The following is a 15,940-nucleotide window of genomic DNA, read 5'->3' on the forward strand; positions in this document are numbered from 1 at the left end:
GAGTAACACGTGGGTAACCTACCTATAAGACTGGAATAACTCCGGGAAACCGGGGCTAATGCCGGATAACATGTTGAACCGCATGGTTCAACAGTGAAAGACGGTCTTGCTGTCACTTATAGATGGACCCGCGCCGTATTAGCTAGTTGGTGGGGTAACGGCCTACCAAGGCGACGATACGTAGCCGACCTGAGAGGGTGATCGGCCACACTGGAACTGAGACACGGTCCAGACTCCTACGGGAGGCAGCAGTAGGGAATCTTCCGCAATGGGCGAAAGCCTGACGGAGCAACGCCGCGTGAGTGATGAAGGTCTTCGGATCGTAAAGCTCTGTTGTTAGGGAAGAACAAATGTGTAAGTAACTGTGCACGTCTTGACGCTACCTAACCAGAAAGCCACGGCTAACTACGTGCCAGCAGCCGCGGTAATACGTAGGTGGAAAGCGTTATCCGGAATTATTGGGCGTAAAGCGCGCGTAGGCGGTTTTTTAAGTCTGATGTGAAAGCCCACGGCTCAACCGTGGAGGGTCATTGGAAACTGGAAAACTTGAGTGCAGAAGAGGAAAGTGGAATTCCATGTGTAGCGGTGAAATGCGCAGAGATATGGAGGAACACCAGTGGCGAAGGCGGCTTTCTGGTCTGCAACTGACGCTGATGTGCGAAAGCGTGGGGATCAAACAGGATTAGATACCCTGGTAGTCCACGCCGTAAACGATGAGTGCTAAGTGTTAGGGGGTTTCCGCCCCTTAGTGCTGCAGCTAACGCATTAAGCACTCCGCCTGGGGAGTACGGTCGCAAGACTGAAACTCAAAGGAATTGACGGGGACCCGCACAAGCGGTGGAGCATGTGGTTTAATTCGAAGCAACGCGAAGAACCTTACCAAATCTTGACATCCTTTGACCGGTCTAGAGATAGAGTTTTCCTCTTCGGAGGACAAAGTGACAGGTGGTGCATGGTTGTCGTCAGCTCGTGTCGTGAGATGTTGGGTTAAGTCCCGCAACGAGCGCAACCCTTGAGCTTAGTTGCCATCATTAAGTTGGGCACTCTAAGTTGACTGCCGGTGACAAACCGGAGGAAGGTGGGGATGACGTCAAATCATCATGCCCCTTATGATTTGGGCTACACACGTGCTACAATGGACAATACAAAGGGCAGCGAAACCGCGAGGTCAAGCAAATCCCATAAAGTTGTTCTCAGTTCGGATTGTAGTCTGCAACTCGACTACATGAAGCTGGAATCGCTAGTAATCGTAGATCAGCATGCTACGGTGAATACGTTCCCGGGTCTTGTACACACCGCCCGTCACACCACGAGAGTTTGTAACACCCGAAGCCGGTGGAGTAACCATTTTGGAGCTAGCCGTCGAAGGTGGGACAAATGATTGGGGTGAAGTCGTAACAAGGTAGCCGTATCGGAAGGTGCGGCTGGATCACCTCCTTTCTAAGGATAATATACGGAAATATCACCAACAGGTGATAGACGGAATTAACGTGACATATTGTATTCAGTTTTGAATGCTCATTCATTGAGGATTCAAAATCAAATGGGCCTATAGCTCAGCTGGTTAGAGCGCACGCCTGATAAGCGTGAGGTCGGTGGTTCGAGTCCACTTAGGCCCACCATTTGATATTGTACATTGAAAACTAGATAAGTAAGTATAGATTTTACCAAGCAAAACCGAGTGACAAGCGAAAGCTTGAAACAAAATTATCGCTAGTCGTCGACAGACGACTCACATAATTAATAACTGGTGAATTGAGTGAAAGCTCAATCATAAAAGATTAAGTTATTAAGGGCGCACGGTGGATGCCTTGGCACTAGAAGCCGATAAAGGACGTTACTAACGACGATATGCTTTGGGGAGCTGTAAGTAAGCTTTGATCCAGAGATTTCCGAATGGGGGAACCCAGCACGAGTTATGTCGTGTTATCCGCATATGAATTCATAGTATGTGAGAAGGTAGACCCGGAGAACTGAAACATCTTAGTACCCGGAGGAAGAGAAAGAAAAATCGATTCCCTGAGTAGCGGCGAGCGAAACGGGAAGAGCCCAAACCAACAAGCTTGCTTGTTGGGGTTGTAGGACACTCTATACGGAGTTACAAAAGTATTTGTTAGACGAATAACCTGGAAAGGTTAATCAGAGAAGGTAATAATCCTGTAGTCGAAAACGAATACCCTCTTGAGTGGATCCTGAGTACGACGGAGCACGTGAAATTCCGTCGGAATCTAGGAGGACCATCTCCTAAGGCTAAATACTCTCTAGTGACCGATAGTGAACCAGTACCGTGAGGGAAAGGTGAAAAGTACCCCGGAAGGGGAGTGAAAGAGAACTTGAAACCGTGTGCTTACAAGTAGTCAGAGCCCGTTAATGGGTGATGGCGTGCCTTTTGTAGAATGAACCGGCGAGTTACGATCTGATGCAAGGTTAAGCAGAAAATGTGGAGCCGTAGCGAAAGCGAGTCTGAATAGGGCGAATGAGTATTTGGTCGTAGACCCGAAACCAGGTGATCTACCCTTGGTCAGGTTGAAGTTCAGGTAACACTGAATGGAGGACCGAACCGACTTACGTTGAAAAGTGAGCGGATGAACTGAGGGTAGCGGAGAAATTCCAATCGAACTTGGAGATAGCTGGTTCTCTCCGAAATAGCTTTAGGGCTAGCCTCAAGTGATGATTATTGGAGGTAGAGCACTGTTTGGACGAGGGGCCCCTCTCGGGTTACCGAATTCAGACAAACTCCGAATGCCAAATAATTTAACTTGGGAGTCAGAACGTGGGTGATAAGGTCCATGTTCGAAAGGGAAACAGCCCAGACCACCAGCTAAGGTCCCAAAATATATGTTAAGTGGAAAAGGATGTGGCGTTGCCCAGACAACTAGGATGTTGGCTTAGAAGCAGCCATCATTTAAAGAGTGCGTAATAGCTCACTAGTCGAGTGACACTGCGCCGAAAATGTATCGGGGCTAAACATATTACCGAAGCTGTGGATTGTCCGTAGGACAATGGTAGGAGAGCGTTCTAAGGGCGTTGAAGCATGATCGCAAGGACATGTGGAGCGCTTAGAAGTGAGAATGCCGGTGTGAGTAGCGAAAGACGGGTGAGAATCCCGTCCACCGATTGACTAAGGTTTCCAGAGGAAGGCTCGTCCGCTCTGGGTTAGTCGGGTCCTAAGCTGAGGCCGACAGGCGTAGGCGATGGATAACAGGTTGATATTCCTGTACCACCAATATTCGTTTTAAGCGATGGGGGGACGCAGTAGGATAGGCGAAGCGTGCTGTTGGAGTGCACGTCCAAGCAGTAAGATTGAGTGTTAGGCAAATCCGGCACTCATTAAGATTGAGCTGTGATGGGGAGAGGAAATTGTTTCCTCGAGTCGTTGATTTCACACTGCCGAGAAAAGCCTCTAGCTAGAATATCGGTGCCCGTACCGCAAACCGACACAGGTAGTCAAGATGAGAATTCTAAGGTGAGCGAGCGAACTCTCGTTAAGGAACTCGGCAAAATGACCCCGTAACTTCGGGAGAAGGGGTGCTCTTTGGGGTTCACGCTCTGAAGAGCCGCAGTGAATAGGCCCAAGCGACTGTTTATCAAAAACACAGGTCTCTGCTAAACCGTAAGGTGACGTATAGGGGCTGACGCCTGCCCGGTGCTGGAAGGTTAAGAGGAGTGGTTAGCGCAAGCGAAGCTACGAATCGAAGCCCCAGTAAACGGCGGCCGTAACTATAACGGTCCTAAGGTAGCGAAATTCCTTGTCGGGTAAGTTCCGACCCGCACGAAAGGCGTAACGATTTGGGCACTGTCTCAACGAGAGACTCGGTGAAATCATAGTACCGGTGAAGATGCCGGTTACCCGCGACAGGACGGAAAGACCCCGTGGAGCTTTACTGTAGCCTGATATTGAAATTCGGTACAGTTTGTACAGGATAGGTAGGAGCCTTAGAAGCGTGAGCGCTAGCTTACGTGGAGGCACTGGTGGGATACTACCCTAATTGTATTGGATTTCTAACCCGCAGCACTTATCGTGCTGGGAGACAGTGTCAGGCGGGCAGTTTGACTGGGGCGGTCGCCTCCTAAAGTGTAACGGAGGCGCTCAAAGGTTCCCTCAGAATGGTTGGAAATCATTCATAGAGTGTAAAGGCATAAGGGAGCTTGACTGCGAGACCTACAAGTCGAGCAGGGTCGAAAGACGGACTTAGTGATCCGGTGGTTCCGCATGGAAGGGCCATCGCTCAACGGATAAAAGCTACCCCGGGGATAACAGGCTTATCTCCCCCAAGAGTTCACATCGACGGGGAGGTTTGGCACCTCGATGTCGGCTCATCGCATCCTGGGGCTGTAGTCGGTCCCAAGGGTTGGGCTGTTCGCCCATTAAAGCGGTACGCGAGCTGGGTTCAGAACGTCGTGAGACAGTTCGGTCCCTATCCGTCGTGGGCGTAGGAAATTTGAGAGGAGCTGTCCTTAGTACGAGAGGACCGGGATGGACATACCTCTGGTGTACCAGTTGTCGTGCCAACGGCATAGCTGGGTAGCTATGTATGGACGGGATAAGTGCTGAAAGCATCTAAGCATGAAGCCCCCCTCGAGATGAGATTTCCCAACTTCGGTTATAAGATCCCTCGAAGATGACGAGGTAAATAGGTTCGAGGTGAAAGCGTAGTGATACGTGGAGCTGACGAATACTAATCGATCGAAGACTTAATCAAATTTGTTCATAAGGTTTTACTTGTGAATGTATACTTACTATCTAGTTTTGAATGTATAACATTCAAAAGCATTTTTGTTTGGTGACTATGGCAAAGAGGTCACACCTGTTCCCATGCCGAACACAGAAGTTAAGCTCTTTAGCGCCGATGGTAGTCGGACTGACGTTCCGCGAGAGTAGGACGTTGCCAAGCAGAAATAAACGCATAATTGGATGCGATGAGCCGCGTACATCCCGAAAGGTGAGAGATCATCTTTTGGGGTGTATTTTTATATGCTCTCAAAGTATGGGGGCTGTTATCAACAGCGCTCTACGCAAGAGGATTGTGAGCATGCATGGTTCATTTCAACCTTTTCGAATTGTCTTTATGAGTCTAAAAAGCACGATTATTTCTACTATTGTAAGTGACTTAACTTATAATGGTTCTTCATTTTTTATGGTGGGATGACATAAGTCATCCTGCTTTTTTGTACAAAAATAGCGCAAATGCCTCTATAATTTTAAGTGACTAAACCAAAAATAAAGGAGACATATTGCGCCTATGTGTAATGATATATTAAAGATAATAATATTAAAATCACTAAAGTTGAAGAAGATGTAGTTATTAGAGATAAGAAATCTAACGTCATCTTTGGTACCCTTTCATACAAGCCTATGACTTGTCCTCACTGTTATCATACGAATCCAAACCGAATACACAAACACGGAAAACGTTTATCGCGAATTACTTTTTTAAGATTCCAAGAGATAGCAGTGTATTTAAATCTGTTAAAACAACGTTTTAAATGTAGGGTTTGTGGTCGGACTTTTACTTCTAAAACAAATGTTGTTGAGGATAACTGTTTTTTATTTCTGATATTAAAAACGCCACGATTTTTTTAAACAACCAGATTCTTACTACAATAATTCAACATATACTGCAGCATTTACTATAAAAATGACAATGATGACACTAACATGGAATTTGTCATGTTACAATATGGGACGTGATCATCAATCGCAGTAGACGTAATACTTTAGAAAGTATTTGAAAGTGATTGTACCGTCTTAAATATCAAAAACACAATGTATGCTCGATGATTTTTCTTTTATATAATAGAGGTAAGACGGTAAATATGAGGAAAGGGAGCATCTCGATGATGAACTATTTAAAAAATGTGACCTATATAGATTGTCATAAAATTGATTTTCAACGCGCGTTTCGTCAAGGGCTGCTAATGTTTTTACCCCTATGTTTTGGGATGGTTTTTAATAACTTTTCAGCGGCACTCCTGGCGACAATTGGAACGTTTGCGAATATCTATGTCTTTAAGGGGACATTTAACTCCCGATTACGGGCGGTTACTTTTTCAGCTTTAGGCTTGACGGTGGCGATGATGTTAGGGACATTAACTTCTGGTACCCCTTTATTGTTTGGGATTTGTCTTTTAATTGTAGCGGTGGTGCCATACTATATTTTCAGTACGCTTAACATTCCTGGTCCTTCATCTACGTTCTTTATTATTGCATATAGCTTATCGAGCGTGATGCCTCATGACCCACAAGCTTTTGCGTTTCGAGGTGCTATGGTAGGAGTAGGTGGTTTGCTGGCGATCTTGTTTGTTTGCATTGAAATTAAACTAAGAAAAGAACAACCGGAGTATGATGCAGTTGCTCAAGAATTTAAACAAATCCAGTCGCTCATTGACCACTTCAATGATCAAGTGAAGTTTAATGACTTAACTAAGACAGTCGTTCGTACTTTAATTTCTACTTCGGAAATACTTCAAACATCGCGCTCACTTCTAAAGAAAAAGTCCATTGATTCTCAACGTCTGACGTTGTTGCATCGTGCTGCTGAAGGGATTTACTCGGAATTATTAGAGCTCAATGCGAAGGGACATCGGCCTATTCCTGAAATCATATCTGATATGATGACGTTTGTGATGTATCAAATTTTAGATTCAGCGCATAGCCATCGCACTTGGAAAAAACATGTGGATGTCTCACCAGAGTATGAAAATTTAGTAGAATTGATTTTTAAAGTTGATGAAATTTTGACTGCACCTGATGCGACAATTTCTAAAAATGCGACTATCCAATCGCCTCAGTATTGGAAAAGATTACGTTATAATTTAACGCCAAAATCAATGAATTTCATCTCTACAGTCAAATATTCAGTTATTATAGGCATCGCTATTTTGATTGCTTTAATCTTTGACTTTGAAAGGGCGTACTGGATTCCATTAAGTGCCCATACGGTTTTACTTGGTGGGACGACGATTGCCAGTGTTGAGCGTGCAGGGGCGCGTTGGTTTGGAACGATTGTAGGGGTAGGCATTGCGGTCGTGATTTTAATGTTTCACCCGCCACTTATCCTCGCAGTCATTTTACTCTGTTTAAGTGGTGCGTTAACTGAGATGTTGATTGGTGCGAATTATGCGCTAGCGATGTTTGCGATTACGGTTCAAGTGATTTTACTGAGTGGTCTTGCTCAAGGTAACTTAACGATTATGATTGCGGTGCCAAGATTATTAGATACAACAGTAGGGATTTTAATTGCTGTGATAGGTGTGATGATTATCGGAAGACGTCTTGCTTCCAAACGTTTACCTGAAATTATTGCCGATGTAACACGTATTGAAGCACAAATGTTTCACTCCATATTTTCTAGTAAAAGTGAAGAGACATCACACAATCGTTATCGTGAAAGATTACGGTTAAAACTCAATATCGATAATATGGAAACCATGTATCGTTTTGCTTATGGTGAGTTGTTATCTAATCGAAAACGGACGCAGTATTTATATCCAGCAATGTTTATACTTGAACAGATGAGTTTTAAGTTAATTCAAGCCTTATATGATGATAAGCCTAAATACTTGAATAACGAAGCTATGGGACAGTATTTAGTAGCATTTGAAAATGTTGCTAAATTATTTGAGCAAGGGCGATACCAAACTCAATTGATAGATCTTCCTAAATTAGAGTACTACGCGCAGTTACGTCGCTCTTTGATGCAGTTGCAAAATATTGAACTTTACGATTATCAAAATCATAGAAACCCAAATTTATTAAAAGATTAGTCTATTTATTTAGTCATATCGAAAAAAGGGATCCCGTGTCTAAAATCAATTTAGTGCACGTGATCCCTTTTTATGAGGGTTTACTGATAGAGATCTATCTTACATCGATTTGTTTATCAAAGGCATGTCAATGATTGATTGCATTGAGTAGTGTCTCAGTCTGCATTAAAACTAGCAATGAGTTGTTGTGTGTGTGCTTCAATTTTATCTATAGGAATCCCGCCAAATCCCAATACAAAACGAGGAGGCCCTATTACTTTGTCGAATGAATAATCAGAGAGGGGATGGATATCGATATCATTTACTTTAAGCTGACGGATACATGTCGCTTCATCCCACCCGTTTTGGATGGTGATAATAAAATGCATGCCTGTTTTTTCACCATTGATAATGAATAATTCTGGGTACTGTTTTAAAGCGTTTAAAACTTTATCTCGCTTTTGTCTATAAATTTTTCGCATTCGATTTAAATGACGCTCAAATTGGTTGGTTTGCATAAAACGTGTGACCATAAATTGTGTATGTCTCGGAACAGTCCCTCCTTCAAGATTTTGACGTGCATGATAACGTTGAAGTAATGCTTCAGGTAAAACCGCGTAGGCGATACGAATAGACGGTGAAATGGATTTTGAGAAAGTACTCACATAAATGACACGTCCTGATTGATCGAGACCTTGAAGTGCAGGAATGGGCTTACCTTCGTATCGAAATTCTGAATCGTAGTCATCTTCAATAATAAAGCGATTTTGGCTTTGATGTGCCCATTTTAGGAGTTGCATCCGTTTATTCAAACGCATTGTCACCCCGCTCGGAAATTGATGACTCGGTGTAATGTATACAATGTTATAATCAGTTTGGTTCATTGATTCAATTGCAATCCCATCTTTTTCGACTGGAATAAAGCGAAAAGGAATATGCTTTCGCTTTAGTAACTGATGGACTTGAGGATAAATAGGGTCCTCTAACATGAATTGGCTATGGGATGGTAATAAATCAGTAATGATGGACAACAATTGTTCAGTTGAAGAAGCGACAATCACATGCTCGGGAGTCGCTTGTACGCCGCGACTATGAAATAAATACTGACTAATCTGTTGTCGTAATGCATAATCCCCTTGCCTATGACCTATTTCAACTAGCGGATATTGAGGCTCCTCAAATGCTTCTTTCGCATATTTACGAAATTGCTCAAAAGGAAAATGAGCTTGATCCACCATGCCTAATTTGAATGCATATTGAGGGTTATGTTCTGACGCTAAGGAACGTTGTGGTGACGGTGCAGGTTTTTCGTTAATAAAGGGGAGCGTCTCAATCGCACTAATATAAAACCCAGATTTAGGTTTGCTATAAATATAGCCCTCATCTATAAGTTGTGCATACGCATTCTCAACAGTCGTTTGACTTACAGATAAGTACTGACTGAGTTGTCTTTTTGAAGGTAATTTTTCGCCTTCTTGCATACTCCCATTAATAATGCTTTTTTTAATATTTTCATATAGTTGAATGTAAATAGGTGAAGTTTGTGACTGTTGGATATCGAACATTAACATTTCCATCATATTACTCCAATCTGACCTGCTTATTTTTTATTATTCTGACACTTTAACCAGTTCAGTTATTAGTATAATCTACTTGTGAACGTATGAAAAGGAGGACAATCGCCTATGTCAAAATTAATCGGATCAGAGCGTGTTAAACGCGGTATGGCAGAAATGCAAAAAGGTGGCGTTATCATGGACGTGGTTAACGCTGAACAAGCAAAAATTGCGGAAGAAGCTGGTGCTGTTGCAGTCATGGCACTTGAACGTGTACCATCAGATATTCGTGCTGCTGGTGGTGTGGCACGTGCTTGTAATCCTTCTATAGTAGAAGAAGTAATGAATGCGGTATCTATTCCAGTTATGGCTAAATGTCGTATTGGCCATATTACAGAAGCAAGAGTTTTAGAAGCAATGGGTGTGGACTACATTGATGAATCAGAAGTATTAACACCTGCTGACGAAGTCTTCCACTTAAAGAAAAGTGACTATACTGTCCCATTTGTATGTGGATGCCGAAACTTAGGAGAAGCTGCACGTCGTATTGGCGAAGGTGCTGCGATGCTTCGAACTAAAGGCGAACCAGGTACAGGAAATATCGTTGAAGCGGTACGTCATATGCGCCAAGTTAATCAAGAAGTGGCGCGTATCACAGTGATGAGTGATGACGAATTAATGACTGAAGCGAAAAACTTAGGTGCACCTTATGAAATCTTAAAAGATATTAAAGCACACGGTCGCTTACCGGTTGTTAACTTTGCGGCTGGTGGTGTCGCAACACCTCAAGACGCTGCATTAATGATGGAATTAGGTGCAGATGGTGTATTCGTTGGTTCAGGTATCTTTAAATCAGAAGATCCAGAAACTTTTGCTAAAGCTATTGTACAAGCGACAACACATTATCAAGACTACAAACTGATTGGCGAGTTAGCTAAAAAATTAGGTACTGCAATGAAAGGATTAGATATTAATCAACTTTCATTAGAAGAACGTATGCAAGAGCGTGGTTGGTAAAATGAAAATCGGAGTACTTGCATTACAAGGTGCTGTTCGCGAGCACATTCGACATATTGAAGCTGCAGGGCATGAAGGTGTGCCAATTAAAAAAGTAGCACAATTAGAAGAAATAGAGGGGTTAATTGTCCCTGGTGGTGAGTCAACCACGTTACGTCGCTTAATGGGGCTTTATGGTTTTAAAGAAGCATTACGCGAATCACAATTGCCAATGTTTGGCACTTGTGCAGGCTTGATTGTGCTTGCACAGGATATCGTTGACGAAGAAGGTTATTTACAAAAATTGGATATTACTGTAGAACGCAATTCATTCGGTCGTCAAGTAGACAGTTTTGAATCAGAACTTCAAATTAAAGGGATAAATCAACCTGTAGAGGGTGTCTTTATTAGAGCACCTCATATCCAATCTGCAGCCCCACACGTAGAAATTTTAGGTCGAGTTGAAGATAAGATTATCGCAGTTCGTCAAAATCAATATTTAGGGATTTCATTTCATCCAGAATTAACAGATGATTACAGTATGACACAGTATTTTATAGAACAGGTTATCCCGAACAGCACATCGCAAAGAACTGCAGTTGAATGATAGCCGTCTTTGTCTAATCTTATAGTTGTGCATCAAGTGTTAACCTAGGATTATAACGATATCAAATATCAAAGTGGTTGAGCTGGAAAGCAATCTCAAAATAAATAGCGCTAAGATGATTTATTAATAGAAAATCACCTTAGCGCTTCTTTTTATAAAAACGGTTGTATATTTTTAACGGTTGGTGAAATATTCACTGACCGTTATTTTAATTTTTGATATTAAAAAAGCACAAATATCTCTATAATTGTAAGTGACCAAACCAACGATTAAGGAGATATTGTGCCTATGTGTAATGATATATCAGAAATGCTTGGAATTAAAGTCAAAAATTTAAAAATCACTCAAAATCTAGGATTAGATGTACATAAAAACGTAAAGGCATTATTATACGAAGGCCAATTGACATATCATCCCAGTGCTTGTGCGTGTTGTGGAATTAAAAATGATGCCCATTTAATTATTAAACATGGCTTTCGTAAAACGAAAGTTTATATGGGATTAATTTTTGAAAGACCTGCCTATTTAAAATTGAAGAAACAGCGCTTTTACTGTAAAGCTTGTCAACAAACCTTTACAGCTCAAACACCCTATATTCAACCCCGATGTACCATCTCAAATGAGGTCAAACGCATGATGACCCGGAAACTATCTAAAGTCATCTCTGAAAAGGATGTCGCTGAAAGTCTATGTGTATCACCTTCAACTGTCCATCGCCATTTAAAAGAGGTAAGTGATTCGGTGAAGACGCAGGCACATCATGTTTTACCGGAGCACTTAGCTTTTGACGAATTCAAATCAACGAAAGATGTCGAAGGTGCGATGAGCTTTATTTACTGTGATAGTGTAACCCATGATATCATCGATATTTTACCTGATCGTCGCAAACATAAATGAGAAGCCTATTTTTTAAAGTTCTCTAGAAAGCAACGTGAAAGAGTGAAAACCATCTCTATAGATATGTTTCCACCTTATATCGCACTCATTCAAGACTTATTTCCTCATGCGGAGATAATTATGGATCGCTTTCATATCGTGCAGGCTATCAATCGTGAAATCAATCGATGCCGAGTTCAAGTTATGAATGGTTTTAGGACAAAAGATAGACCTCAATATAATAAATTAAAGCGTTATTGGAAGTTACTATTAAAAGCGCCCTTAGATTTAGATCGAATGATATATCAGTCATACGGACTTTTTAAGTCTTGGCAGAGTCAATACAGTTTAGTTCAGTATTTATTGGAGCTTGATGAGAGGCTCAAAGAGACATATGAAACGGGGCATCGTCTTTTAAGTGCTCTGAAAGTAAACGATATCCAGCAATTACGCTTCATCTTACAGGATTCAAAAACAAAAGATATTTCACAAGGACTCAAGCGCGTCATTCAAACATTCATCAAATATTTGCCCTATATCTCAAATACGATGCGTTATCCACATTTAACGAATGGGCCAATTGAGGGCATTAATAATAAAATAAAACTGATTAAACGGGTTTCTTATGGTTATAGAAATTTCTGGAATTTTAGGAATCGAATCTTAATCATTTCCAAGGTATTTGTAAGTGAATATAAAAAACGCATTAAACAACAAAATAACGTTGCTTAATGCGTTATCGTCTCGCCAACCGACGTTGACAAAGAACCATAAAAACTCGATTTCAATTATAAGAAGAAGCCTGCGATTGTTGCAGACACGAATGATACTAATGTAGCACCAAATAATAATTTAAGGCCAAAGCGTGCAACCATGTCACCTTTTTCATCATTTAAAGATTTAATGGCTCCGGAAATAATACCGATCGAACTGAAATTCGCAAAAGATACTAAGAATACAGAGACAACGCCTAGTGTACGAGGTGACAGCCCATTTGCTTTTCCTAATTCAGTCATTGCTACAAATTCATTAGATAGAAGCTTTGTAGCCATAATTGAACCTGCATGAACTGCATCATGCCAAGGAATACCTGTTAAAAATGCTAATGGTGCGAAAATGAAACCAATCAATGTTTGGAAATTCCAATCCAATTGACCACCAGAAACAAAACCGATAATACCGCCTACGATACCATTGAGTAATGAGATTAAAGCGATATAACCGATTAACATCGCACCTACAATAACAGCAACTTTAAATCCATCTAAGATATATTCGCCCAACATTTCAAAGAAAGATTGTTGCTTTTTCTCTTCTTCAATCAATAATTTGTCATCTTCTTCGTTGACTTTATATGGATTAATAATAGAGGCAATAATGAAACCACCGAATAAGTTTAATACGACTGCGGTTACAACATATTTTGGTTCAACAAGTGTAAAGTAGGCACCGACAATTGATGCAGATACTGTAGACATTGCTGAAGCAGTTAATGTATATAAGCGATGTTTAGGAATATAAGGAAGTTGTTTTTTTAATGAAATGAACACTTCGGATTGCCCTAAAATAGCAGAAGCTACCGCATTATATGATTCTAAACGACCCATACCGTTAATTTTAGAAATTAAAAATCCAAGAACATTAATAATTAATGGCAAGATTTTTGTGTATTGCAAAATACCAATCAACGCTGAAATAAAGATAATTGGCAGTAATACATTAAAGAAGAAAGGCGATGCCCCTTTGTTGGCTAAACCACCAAATACGAAATCGACACCGACTGCAGCTTGTTTTAATAAATAACCAAAGCCAGTCGCAACGCCGCCGACAATTTGAATCCCAATATTTGTTTTAAGTAAGAAAAAGGCTAAAACAAGTTGGATAACAAGCATGATGCCAATATATTGCCAACGTACGTGCTTTTTATCAGAACTTGCTAAAAAAGCTAGGGCTAAAAATACAACAATCCCAACAACCCCAATTAAAATATGCATGTGAGTTCCACCTCTGCTTTTCAAAATTAAATTTCACTAGAACTATCATACACCAAAAATGTAAGCAGTAACATAGCAATTTTATAAATTTAAAATCAAATTGGTTGAAAAAGGTCAAAGTGGGTTCTATAATATAGTCAAAGATGGTCAAAAGAGGTGATACGATGCACAATATGTCTGACATCATAGAACAGTACATTAAAAAGTTATTTGAAGAAGCACAAGATGACGTTGTTGAAATTCAACGCGCAAACATTGCACAGCGTTTTGATTGCGTACCATCTCAGTTGAATTATGTCATCAAAACACGATTCACGAATGAACATGGTTATGAAATAGAAAGTAAACGTGGTGGCGGCGGGTATATTCGAATCACAAAAGTTGAAACAAAAGATCAAGGCAATTATATTAAACGGCTAATGGAATTAATTGGACCTGCCATTTCTCAGCAACAAGCGCTTTATATCATAGATGGTTTGTTGGAAAACAACTTGATTACTGAAAGAGAAGCCAAAATGATTGCGGCGATTGTAGATAGGGAAACATTGAAAATGGATGTGGCAGCAAGAGATATTATCCGTGCAAATATTTTGAAACGCCTACTACCGGTTATTAACTATTATTAAAGGATGATGTGCTATGAATACCGATAAATATAAACTTGAACGACATCAAGCGACAAGCCCTTACCGTCAGCAAGTCAAATTGTCACAGCAACCTATCTATGGACAGTCTGACGATGATTGGCAAGAAGCAGAGGATGTTGAAGGGACTTTTGTCATCAAACAAATTTTACAACATTTGGCAGCTAAACACGGCTTGAGTGTCGATCAAGTGGTTTATCGAGAAGAAAAGCGCTGTCCAACGTGTCAAATGACATTAAAAGATATTGCGCATGTCGGCAAGTTCGGCTGTCATGATTGTTATCAAACTTTCAAAGAAGATGTTTATGACATTGTGAGACGCGTCCAAGGTGGTCATATTGAACATTCTGGAAAATGTCCACAGTCGTCGCAACAAAAACGGGCATTGAAAAAACAACTCGAAGAAAAACGTGCTCATCTTGAATCACTTGTTGCGAAACAAGCTTTTGAAGAAGCGGCGATTGTACGAGATGAAATTCAAGCACTCCAACAACAAAGTGAGGTGTCCAAATCTGATGACGAATAATCTTGATCAGCACATGAGTGATTGGATGCAAGAAGTTCAATCACAACCTGTGATTATGTCTTCACGTATTCGGTTAGCGCGTAATCTTGAAAACCATGTACATCCTTTGATGTTCCCGTCTGAAGAGGAAGGACATCGTGTGATTAATGAAGTTCAAGATGTTTTAAAAGATATGAAAGTTTTAAGATTAGATGAATTAGATCAACAAAGTAAATATAAATTAGTGGCTAAGCATTTAATTAGCCCAGAGCTGACAAAGCAACCCGCATCTGCTGTATTGTTGAATGAAGATGAATCTATTAGTGTAATGGTAAATGAAGAGGACCATATACGTATTCAAGCAATGGGCAATGATTTATCATTAGATACGCTTTATCAAAAAGCTTCTAAAATAGATGACGTCTTAGATGCTTCGCTCGATATCAGTTATGATGAACAACTGGGTTATTTGACAACTTGTCCGACGAATGTTGGCACAGGTATGCGTGCAAGTGTGATGTTGCACTTGCCAGGATTGTCTATTATGAAGCGGATGAATCGTATTGCACAAACGATTAACCGATTTGGTTTTACAATTAGAGGTATTTACGGTGAAGGTTCGCAAGTTTATGGACATGTTTATCAAGTTTCAAATCAATTAACACTTGGTAAAAGTGAACAAGAAATTATCGATGCACTAACAGAATTAGTTCATCAAATTATTAATGAAGAACTCGCATTACGAGATCGTTTAAATCAACACAATCATACTGAGACACTTGATAGAATCTATCGTTCATTGGGTATATTAAAATATAGTCGTTTAATTTCGGTAGAGGAAGCGTCATATCGTTTGAGTGATATTAAATTAGGTGTTGATTTGGGCATTTTAGAAATGGATGACTTTCGATTTAATGAATTAATGATTGCGATTCAATCGCCATTTTTAATTGATGATGCAGAAGAACAATCCATTGAAGCCAAAAGAGCAGAAATTTTAAGAACGCATATATAAA

At 40.7% G+C, this 15,940-nt stretch carries 9 protein-coding genes, 1 tRNA gene, 3 rRNA genes and 1 pseudogene; 12 read left to right on the top strand and 2 right to left on the bottom strand.

The window, feature by feature from the left end:
* The 6 genes from HMPREF1208_RS00005 to HMPREF1208_RS00025 form a co-directional block, all read left to right on the top strand.
* Positions 1-1,440: ribosomal RNA gene (locus HMPREF1208_RS00005) — 16S ribosomal RNA — on the top strand; the annotation flags it as partial.
* Positions 1,441-1,545: 105 nt separating this feature from the next.
* Positions 1,546-1,622, top strand: a tRNA-Ile gene (locus tag HMPREF1208_RS00010).
* 157 nt (positions 1,623-1,779) lie between these two features.
* Positions 1,780-4,703, top strand: a 23S ribosomal RNA gene (locus tag HMPREF1208_RS00015).
* Between the two features lie 77 nt (positions 4,704-4,780).
* Positions 4,781-4,895, top strand: a 5S ribosomal RNA gene (gene rrf, locus HMPREF1208_RS00020).
* Between the two features lie 461 nt (positions 4,896-5,356).
* Complete coding sequence (locus HMPREF1208_RS12590) at positions 5,357-5,584, top strand: transposase family protein (protein ID WP_154840296.1); 228 nt, start codon at positions 5,357-5,359, stop codon at positions 5,582-5,584.
* A gap of 254 nt (positions 5,585-5,838) precedes the next feature.
* The gene (locus HMPREF1208_RS00025; protein WP_081635113.1) at positions 5,839-7,767 is read left to right on the top strand and encodes an FUSC family protein; all 1,929 of its coding nucleotides are present in this window, start codon (positions 5,839-5,841) and stop codon (positions 7,765-7,767) included.
* A 155-nt stretch (positions 7,768-7,922) separates the two neighbouring features.
* Here the strand turns inward: HMPREF1208_RS00025 and pdxR are convergent, their stop codons facing one another.
* On the bottom strand, positions 7,923-9,323 hold the full coding sequence (gene pdxR / locus HMPREF1208_RS00030) for a MocR-like pyridoxine biosynthesis transcription factor PdxR (protein ID WP_016424273.1): 1,401 nt from the start codon (positions 9,321-9,323) through the stop codon (positions 7,923-7,925).
* A 108-nt stretch (positions 9,324-9,431) separates the two neighbouring features.
* Here pdxR and pdxS point away from each other — a divergent pair, with 108 nt between their 5' ends.
* From pdxS to HMPREF1208_RS12595, 3 genes and pseudogenes are all read left to right on the top strand, one after another.
* Positions 9,432-10,319, top strand: coding sequence for a pyridoxal 5'-phosphate synthase lyase subunit PdxS (gene pdxS, locus HMPREF1208_RS00035; RefSeq protein WP_016424274.1), 888 nt, complete (start codon positions 9,432-9,434; stop codon positions 10,317-10,319).
* A gap of 1 nt (position 10,320) precedes the next feature.
* Positions 10,321-10,905, top strand: a complete 585-nt coding sequence (gene pdxT, locus HMPREF1208_RS00040) for a pyridoxal 5'-phosphate synthase glutaminase subunit PdxT (protein WP_016424275.1) — start codon at positions 10,321-10,323, stop codon at positions 10,903-10,905.
* A 288-nt stretch (positions 10,906-11,193) separates the two neighbouring features.
* Positions 11,194-12,513 (top strand): annotated as a pseudogene (locus tag HMPREF1208_RS12595) (ISL3 family transposase).
* A 56-nt stretch (positions 12,514-12,569) separates the two neighbouring features.
* Here the strand turns inward: HMPREF1208_RS12595 and HMPREF1208_RS00050 are convergent.
* A complete protein-coding gene (locus HMPREF1208_RS00050) occupies positions 12,570-13,775 on the bottom strand; it encodes a NupC/NupG family nucleoside CNT transporter (protein WP_016424278.1) in 1,206 nt (401 codons plus the stop codon).
* 164 nt (positions 13,776-13,939) lie between these two features.
* Between HMPREF1208_RS00050 and HMPREF1208_RS00055 the strand changes: the two genes are divergently transcribed.
* Genes HMPREF1208_RS00055 through HMPREF1208_RS00065 form a run of 3 tightly spaced genes read left to right on the top strand, consistent with a single transcriptional unit; the run spans position 13,940 to position 15,939 of the window.
* A complete protein-coding gene (locus HMPREF1208_RS00055; protein ID WP_016424279.1) occupies positions 13,940-14,401 on the top strand; it encodes a CtsR family transcriptional regulator in 462 nt (153 codons plus the stop codon).
* A 13-nt stretch (positions 14,402-14,414) separates the two neighbouring features.
* Positions 14,415-14,945, top strand: a complete 531-nt coding sequence (locus tag HMPREF1208_RS00060) for a UvrB/UvrC motif-containing protein (RefSeq protein WP_016424280.1) — start codon at positions 14,415-14,417, stop codon at positions 14,943-14,945.
* Positions 14,935-15,939, top strand: coding sequence for a protein arginine kinase (locus HMPREF1208_RS00065; protein ID WP_016424281.1), 1,005 nt, complete (start codon positions 14,935-14,937; stop codon positions 15,937-15,939). Before HMPREF1208_RS00060 ends, HMPREF1208_RS00065 begins: the two co-directional genes overlap by 11 nt.
* Position 15,940 lies beyond the last annotated feature (1 nt).

Source organism: Staphylococcus sp. HGB0015 (assembly GCF_000411275.1).
GTDB lineage: Bacteria > Bacillota > Bacilli > Staphylococcales > Staphylococcaceae > Staphylococcus > Staphylococcus schleiferi.